The sequence below is a fragment of the Nocardioides sp. genome, from assembly GCF_036401255.1.
In the GTDB taxonomy this organism is placed as follows: Bacteria; Actinomycetota; Actinomycetes; order Propionibacteriales; family Nocardioidaceae; genus Nocardioides.
This window is the reverse complement of record NZ_DASWVI010000344.1, coordinates 1-6,912: the sequence shown is the minus strand read 5'-3', so window position 1 is coordinate 6,912 and position 6,912 is coordinate 1. Positions and strand designations below refer to the sequence as shown.

General features: G+C 73.7%; 8 protein-coding genes. 4 read left to right on the top strand and 4 right to left on the bottom strand.

What is annotated here, in order from left to right; translation table 11 throughout:
* Positions 1-90: 90 nt before the first annotated feature.
* Positions 91-1,260, bottom strand: coding sequence for an acyl-CoA dehydrogenase family protein (locus tag VGD85_RS15915; protein ID WP_331064415.1), 1,170 nt, complete (start codon positions 1,258-1,260; stop codon positions 91-93).
* Positions 1,261-1,301: 41 nt separating this feature from the next.
* Here VGD85_RS15915 and VGD85_RS15910 point away from each other — a divergent pair, with 41 nt between their 5' ends.
* The 3 genes from VGD85_RS15910 (at position 1,302) to VGD85_RS15900 (ending at position 3,456) form a co-directional block, all read left to right on the top strand.
* Entirely contained in the window at positions 1,302-1,868 is a 567-nt protein-coding gene (locus tag VGD85_RS15910; RefSeq protein ID WP_331064414.1) for a TetR/AcrR family transcriptional regulator, read from the top strand.
* A gap of 42 nt (positions 1,869-1,910) precedes the next feature.
* The gene (npdG, locus tag VGD85_RS15905; protein ID WP_331064413.1) at positions 1,911-2,588 is read left to right on the top strand and encodes an NADPH-dependent F420 reductase; all 678 of its coding nucleotides are present in this window, start codon (positions 1,911-1,913) and stop codon (positions 2,586-2,588) included.
* Between the two features lie 196 nt (positions 2,589-2,784).
* Positions 2,785-3,456 (top strand): hypothetical protein, encoded by a 672-nt coding sequence (locus VGD85_RS15900; protein WP_331064412.1) that lies wholly within the window; start codon positions 2,785-2,787, stop codon positions 3,454-3,456.
* A gap of 31 nt (positions 3,457-3,487) precedes the next feature.
* Here VGD85_RS15900 and VGD85_RS15895 read toward each other — a convergent pair whose 3' ends face one another.
* On the bottom strand, positions 3,488-4,180 hold the full coding sequence (locus tag VGD85_RS15895; protein ID WP_331064411.1) for an acyltransferase: 693 nt from the start codon (positions 4,178-4,180) through the stop codon (positions 3,488-3,490).
* Positions 4,181-4,236: 56 nt separating this feature from the next.
* Here VGD85_RS15895 and VGD85_RS15890 point away from each other — a divergent pair, with 56 nt between their 5' ends.
* A complete protein-coding gene (locus VGD85_RS15890) occupies positions 4,237-4,686 on the top strand; it encodes a PGPGW domain-containing protein (RefSeq protein WP_331064410.1) in 450 nt (149 codons plus the stop codon).
* Here the strand turns inward: VGD85_RS15890 and VGD85_RS15885 are convergent.
* Both VGD85_RS15885 and VGD85_RS15880 read right to left on the bottom strand, forming a co-directional pair.
* Entirely contained in the window at positions 4,635-5,213 is a 579-nt protein-coding gene (locus tag VGD85_RS15885; protein ID WP_331064409.1) for a sigma factor-like helix-turn-helix DNA-binding protein, read from the bottom strand. The genes VGD85_RS15890 and VGD85_RS15885 overlap by 52 nt on opposite strands.
* 756 nt (positions 5,214-5,969) lie before the next feature.
* A partial coding sequence (locus VGD85_RS15880) for a S1C family serine protease (RefSeq protein WP_331064408.1) occupies positions 5,970-6,912 on the bottom strand: 943 nt, incomplete at its 5' end.

The window sequence follows — 6,912 nt, the reverse complement described above, 5'->3', positions numbered from 1 at the left end:
AACCGCAGACCCGGCGGGGCGGCGCTCGGCCGCGGGGGGTGGTGGGCAGACCCGGCGGGGCGGCGGGCGGTGGGCGGTGGCCGGCCCGGGTCAGGGAGCGACGGTGAGCGTGCCGGCGCCGCCGCGGTCGAGCGCGCGGGAGATCACCATCCGCTGGATCTGGTTGGTGCCCTCGAAGATCTGCATCACCTTCGCCTCGCGCATGTAGCGCTCGACGGGGAAGTCACGGGTGTAGCCGTAGCCGCCGAGCACCTGGACCGCGTCGGTGGTCACCCGCATCGCGTTGTCGGTGGCGACCAGCTTCGCGACGGAGGCCTCCTGGCCGTATGGCAGGCCGGCGTCCTTGAGCCGGGCGGCGTGCTGGGTGGTCGCCCGGGCGGACTCGATCGCGGCCTCCATGTCGGCGAGCACGAACGCCAGGCCCTGGTGGTCGATGATCCGCTGGCCGAACGTCTCCCGCTCCTGGGCGTAGGCGACCGCGCGGTCGAGCGCCCCCTGGGCGAGGCCGGTCGCGACCGCGGCGATCCCGAGCCGGCCGGCGTCGAGACCGGCGAGCGCGATCTTGAGGCCGTCGCCCTCGGCGCCGAGGCGCCGCTCGACCGGGATCCGGACGTCGTCGAACCGCATCGTGGCGGTCGCCGAGCCGGTGAGGCCCATCTTGTGCTCCGGCGGGTCCGCCGAGAGCCCGGGCGCGTCCGCGGGCACCAGGAAGCACGAGATGTCCCCGCGGCCGTCACCGGTGCGGGCCATCACCTTGTAGAAGTCGGCGTACCCGCCGTGGGTGGTCCAGGCCTTGGCCCCGTTGATGACGTACTCGTCGCCGTCGAGCCGCGCCCGGGTGCGCATGGCGGCGGGGTCGGAGCCGGCGTGCGGCTCGGAGAGGCAGTAGGCGCCGAGCAGCTCGCCGCCGAGCATCTCCGGCAGCCACCGCTCGCGCTGCTCGTCGGTGCCGACCGTGGCGAGCCCGAAGCAGCTCAGCGCGTGCACCGAGATGCCGACGCCGACGCTGGCCCACACGGCGCCGATCTCCTCCAGGACCTGGAGGTAGACCTCGTAGGGCTGCCCGCCGCCACCGAGCTCCTCGGGGTAGGGGAGCCCGAGCAGGCCGGTGCGCCCGAGCATCCGGAACACCTCGCGCGGGAAGGTCTCGGTCGCCTCGGCCTCGGCCGAGCGCGGCGCGAGCTCGTCGGCGGCGATCCGGCGGACCAGGGCGATCAGGTCGGCGGCCTCGTCGGTGGGCAGCAGGCGGGAAGCGGGCATGAGTACCAGAGTACGCCGTCTGGTACTGATAGCGTCACCGCGTGCCCCCACCTCGCCATCGGCTCCTCGACGAGCTGATCGAGCTGTTCCTCGCCGAGGGGTTCCTCGAGTTCGGCATCGGCGACCTGGCCGCGCGGCTGCGGTGCTCGCGCACCACCATCTACCGGGTCGCCGAGACCAAGGAGCAGGTCGTCCTGGCGGCCATCCGCGGCTTCTTCCGGCGCGCCACCACGCGGATCGAGGACCGGGTGGCCGCCGAGCCCGACCCCGGTGCCCGGCTGGCGGTCTACCTGACGGCGGTCGCCGCGGAGCTGGCGCCCGCGTCGGAGCGGTTCTACGCCGACCTGCAGGCCTACGCCCCGGCGGCCGAGATCTACCAGGACAACACCCGCCTCGCGGCGCGGCGCGTGCAGGACCTGCTCACCGCGGGGGCGCGCGCCGGCGCCCTGCGCGACGTCGACGCGGCCTTCGTCGGTGCCGCGGTCGCGCAGGTGATGTCGGCGATCCAACGCGGCGAGATCGGCGGTGCCACCGGCCTCGCGGACGCCGAGGCCTACCGACGCCTCGCCGACCTCGTGCTGCACGGTGTGGGGGGTCCCACTCCCTGAGCACCTCCCGGCGAAGCGCATGGTGCTGACAGAGTGCTCGCCATGAGCAATCTCCCCGAGTCTCTCGCCGGCTTGACCGTCGCCGTCCTCGGCGGCACCGGCCCGCAGGGCCGTGGCCTGGCCCGCCGCTTCGCCGCGGCCGGCCTCCCGGTCGTGATCGGCAGCCGCAGTGCCGACCGGGCGACCGCGACCGCCGCGGACCTGGCCGAGGCGACGGGCGGCCGGGTCACCGGCGCGGACAACGCGGGCGCCGCGACCACCGCGGACCTCGTGGTGATCGCCGTCCCCTGGGAGGGCCACGGCGAGCTGGTCGCCGGGCTCGCCGCCCAGTTGGCCGGCAAGGTCGTGGTCGACTGCGTCAACCCGCTGGGCTTCGACAAGCAGGGCGCCTACGCGCTCCAGGTCGAGGAGGGGTCGGCCGCCCAGCAGGCGCAGGCGCTGCTCCCCGACAGCACCGTCGTCGGCGCGTTCCACAACGTCAGCGCCGTCAAGCTCGAGGATCCCGAGGTCGCCTCCGTCGACACCGACGTCCTCGTGCTCGGCGACGTGCGCGAGGCCACCGACCTGGTCCAGGACCTGTGCGGCACGATCCCCGGGGTGCGCGGGGTGTACGGCGGCCGGTTGCGCAACGCCCACCAGGTGGAGGCGCTCACCGCGAACCTGATCAGCGTCAACCGACGCTACAAGGCGCACGCGGGGATCCGGGTCACCGACCTCTGAACCCACTTGGGTCTCAGGTGTGCCGAAGATCACCCCGAGTCAGCGTCCATTCACGCAATATTCGTTCGTCGAACCGGGTTGAGACGGGTAATCTTCCTGTCGCACCACCATAGATCCACACCACGTCGCGATCGCCGCACCGGGAGGTGCCGCGGTCGCGACGTACGTTCGCGCGCCCGCGCTGAAAGCCGCTGAAGTGAACCTCTCCCTCGCCACCCTCGTCGGTCTCGCCGGCACCCTGCTCGCCGTCGGCTACTCGGTCCCGCAGTTCAGCAAGCTGCGCCAGATGGGCAACGCCGCCGGCGTGAGCATCGCCGCCCTCACGAACTCCACGATCAGCGGCGTGGCCTGGACGGTGTTCGGTGTGCACGAGCGCGAGATCTGGGTCGCCCTCCCGGCCGCCGTCGCGGTGCCCGCGACGGCGGGGGCGGCCGTGCTGGCGTGGCTGCGTGGCGGCTCGCGCGAGCGGATGTGGCTGCCGCTGGTCTGGCTGGCCACGCTGAGCCTCGCCGGCCTCTCGACGTTCTGGGTCGGCCCGGCCCCGGCGACCGTCGTGCTCGGGTGCTCGGTCGCGCTGCTCGTCACGCCGGCGGCCCTGACTGCGTGGCGCAGCCACGACGTGTCCGCGATCGCCGCGTCGGCGTGGGCGATGATGATCGTCGACGCGCTGCTCGCCGGCGCGTACGGGGTCCTGGCCGACATCGACGCCAACCTGATCTACGCCGCGGTCGCCACGATCGGCTCGCTGGCGATCCTCCTGCGGATCTCGATCCCGGCGCACGTGCACGCCCGCCTGGTGCCCGTCGCCGTGCGGGTCGACCTCGACGACCCTGCGGTGTCCCGCGACGAGCTCAGCCTGGTGGCCTGACCGGCCGACGCGGCGACCGGCGACCGGCCTCTCAGTCCGACCCGAACATCCCCTCGAGCACCGGGCGCACGCCGCCGCGGGAGTCGACCCACCCGACGTCGGGCTCGAGGCGGCGTACGACGCGCGCCGGGTTGCCGGCCACCACCGCGAAGTCCTCGACCTCGCCGCGCACGACCGCGCCGGCGGCGACCACCACGTTGCGGCCGATGCGGGTGCCGGGGAGGATCACCGCCCCGTGGCCGATCCACGAGCCGTCGCCGATCGAGACGGGCTGGTGGGCCCCGAACTGCTGGCCGATCGGCCGCGTGGGGTCCTGGTAGCCGTGACTGGCGTCGGTGACGAACACGCTCTGCCCGAAGAACACCGCTTCGCCGATGGTGATCGAGGAGTGGGCGGTGATGCTCACCCGGGCGCCGAGGATCGAGCGGTCGCCGACGACCAGGGCCCGGTTGGGCAGGTGCGGGTCGTCCGCGCCGTACCCGACCGACAGCGTGGCCTGGCGGCCCACCAGCACCCCCGAGCCGAGGTGGATCGAGCGACAGTTGAGCAGTGTCGCGGGCGGGAAGTCGATGCAGCTGCCGGCACCGAAGCTGCCGAACGCCGCCGCCGCGCGGGTGCCCGGGACGATCTCGCCGGCGCGGTCGAGCCACTGCCAGGCCGCGTGCACACCACGGTTGAAGCCGCGATCGACGCGACGACGCAGGGAGTCCGCGAGGCGGTTCATGGGCGAGACGGTAGCCGCTCGGGTGGCTGTTGGGCGGACGTGTCAGAGTTCAGGCCATGAAGGCGGTCGTGCGCCGGGTCGCGCTGGAGATCCTCGGCTGGGTGCTGGTGGTCGCCGGCATCGCCGCGCTGGTGCTGCCTGGACCCGGGCTGCTGATGATCTTCGCCGGTCTGGTGATCCTCTCCCAGGAGTACGAGTGGGCGGAGCGGCGTCTCGAGCCGGTGAAGGTCCGCGCGCTGCGGGGTGCCGCGGAGAGCGTGGAGAACTGGAAGCGCATCACGTTCTCCTCCGTGGTCGCGGTCGGCCTCATCGCCTGCGGCGTCGTGTGGATCTGGAGCCCGGACGCGCCCGGGTGGTGGCCGCTGAGCGAGCGCTGGTGGCTGCCGGGCGGCCCCGCGACCGGCGTCACCCAGGTCGCGTCCGGCCTGATCGCGATCGGGCTGATCGTCTACAGCTACCGCAGGTTCAGGGTGCGCGGGGAGCCCGTGCCCGAGCTGCCGGACTGAGCATGGGGGAGTCGAGGCTGAGCCTCGACGGCGAGCGCCGGCCCGACGGTACGGCGCAGCGCGCGCAGTGCCGCGGTGCGCAGGCGCGCGACCTCGCTCACGTCGAGGTCGAGGTCGTCGGCCAGCTCCGGCAGGGACCGCTGGTCGAGGAAGTAGCCCTCGACCACCGCACGGCGCTCGGCGGGTAGCGCGGCGACCGCGGCGCGGACCAGCTCACGCCGGCCGTGATCGGGCGTCGGCGGCGCCGTGCGCCCACGCACCTCCCAGTCGATGGATCGCAGGAGGTCGACCAGGGCGGCGCGCACCCGCGCTGCGGCGTACCGATGGAAGTCGCCGTCCGCGGCGGGCAGGTACTCCCAGCTGGCCGTGGCGAGGGCGGCCAGCCCGGCGGCGGTGAGCTCCTCGCGCGTGACCGAGCTCGGCACGCGCTGCAGCGTCTCGGTGACCACGTGCTCCACCAGCGACAGGTGTGCGGCTGTCTGGTCCTCGGCGATGCTCGGCGCCGGTCCCCCCACGATCTCCCCCATGACGGATAGTCAAAAGGACAACGACCGATTTGTCACGGATCTGGCCTGATTTAATAGGCGGTCTGGACCGGTGCCGGAGTTGTGGCAACCTGCACCTCGAGGCGGACGAGGGCTGCGGGTCGGCGGCGAGCGCGTGGCCGAGGGTGCGACGCAGCGCGTGCAGCGCCTCGGAGCGCAGCCGGCCCACCTCGGACTCGTCGAGCTCGAGGTCGTCGGCCAGCTCCGGCAGCGGGCGCTGCTGGAGGAAGTAGCCCTCGATCACGGCCCGCCGGTCGCCCGACAGCATCGCGACGGCCTGCCGCACCTGGGTGAGACGGGCCGGCGAGCTGGCCGCGCGCACAGCGCGGGCGCGGGTGGACCAGTCGATCCCCCGGAGGGTCTCGACCAGGGCGGCGCGCACCCGGGTCGTGGCGTACGCCGCGAACTCGCCGTCGGTGGCCGGGTCGTGGTCGCGGTGCGCCTGCGTCACCGCGACCAGCGCGGCCGACGTCAGCTCCTCCCGCGTGACCGTCGCCGGCACTCGTCGCATCGTCTCGGCGACGAGCTGCTCCACCCAGTTCTCATCTCGGATCACTCGGTCTGCGGAGTGCGCATCCGAGGGTCCCCCCACGGTCCCCACCATGCGAACCAGTTAAGGAGCGGACGGGCGGGTTGTCCGGGGCTTTGGCGGAATTCGACCGAAACGGGAGGAACGTCACGTCCGGGCTGCGGAGTCGCGCCGCCATCCGCACGCCGGACCGGCGACTTCGCCGGTCCTCACGCCACCGGTGAAGCAGCGAGGGTCACCGCGGCCCGGTGGTTGCGCCCACCGGCGTCGGTCCAGCGCAGCACGACCCGGTCGCCGGGCTCGTAGGTCGCGAGCACCGCGCGCAGCGTGTCGAGCGAGGTGACCCGGGTGCCGGCGACCGCGACGAGGGTGTCGCCGGCGGCCAGGCCCGCCTCCGCCGCCGGCGTACCGTCCTCGACCTGGGCGACGCCGATGCTGTCGGTCGACTCGACGACTCCGAGGCCGAGGTACGCCGTCGGGCCGATCTGCACCGTGGCGGTCTCGACGCCGGACTCGATCTGCTCGGCGACGGCGAGCGCGTCGTCGATCGGCACCGCGTAGCTCTCGGTGGGCCCGGCCTGCGATGCGGCCGTGGTGATGCCGACGACCTCGCCCTCGTCGTCGAGCAGCGCGCCGCCGGAGTAGCCGCCGACCACGGCGGCGTCCGTCTCGATCAGCCCGGTGAGGTCCTCGCCCGCGGCGACCGCCGTGTCGGCGGTGCTGATCGACTCCTCCAGCGCGACCACGGTCCCGGCCGACGCCGAGAGCGAGCCCTGGCCGTCCGCGTTGCCCACCGCCGTGACGGCATCGGCGACCGCGGGGTCGCCGTCGTCGTCGAGGTCGACCACGTCCAGGCCCGCCGCGTCGGTGAGCTGCAGCAGCGCGACGTCGGCCCCCTGGTCGAAGCCGACGACCTCGGCGTCGTAGGTCGTGCCGTCGGTCGCGACCGTCACGCTGACCGAGGTGGAGCCCTCGACCACGTGGTAGTTGGTCAGCACGAGGCCGGTCGCGTCGATGACCAGTCCTGTGCCGGCGGCCTCGCCGTCGACGAGGGTGGTGTCGATGAGCACGACCCCGCGGGACTGCTTCTCGCTCGCAGCGGTGGCCGTCGCCGCGTCGTTGCCGGTGCCGGTGCCGGTGCCGGTGCCGGTG

Excerpts from the sequence above, each read along its gene's own strand:
- VGD85_RS15915 (WP_331064415.1), bottom strand. The coding sequence starts at position 1,260 with ATGCCCGCTTCCCGCCTGCTGCCCACCGACGAGGCCGCCGACCTGATC.
- npdG (WP_331064413.1), top strand. The coding sequence starts at position 1,911 with ATGAGCAATCTCCCCGAGTCTCTCGCCGGCTTGACCGTCGCCGTCCTC.
- VGD85_RS15895 (WP_331064411.1), bottom strand. The coding sequence starts at position 4,180 with ATGAACCGCCTCGCGGACTCCCTGCGTCGTCGCGTCGATCGCGGCTTC.
- VGD85_RS15890 (WP_331064410.1), top strand. The coding sequence starts at position 4,237 with ATGAAGGCGGTCGTGCGCCGGGTCGCGCTGGAGATCCTCGGCTGGGTG.
- VGD85_RS15885 (WP_331064409.1), bottom strand. The coding sequence starts at position 5,213 with ATGGGGGAGATCGTGGGGGGACCGGCGCCGAGCATCGCCGAGGACCAG.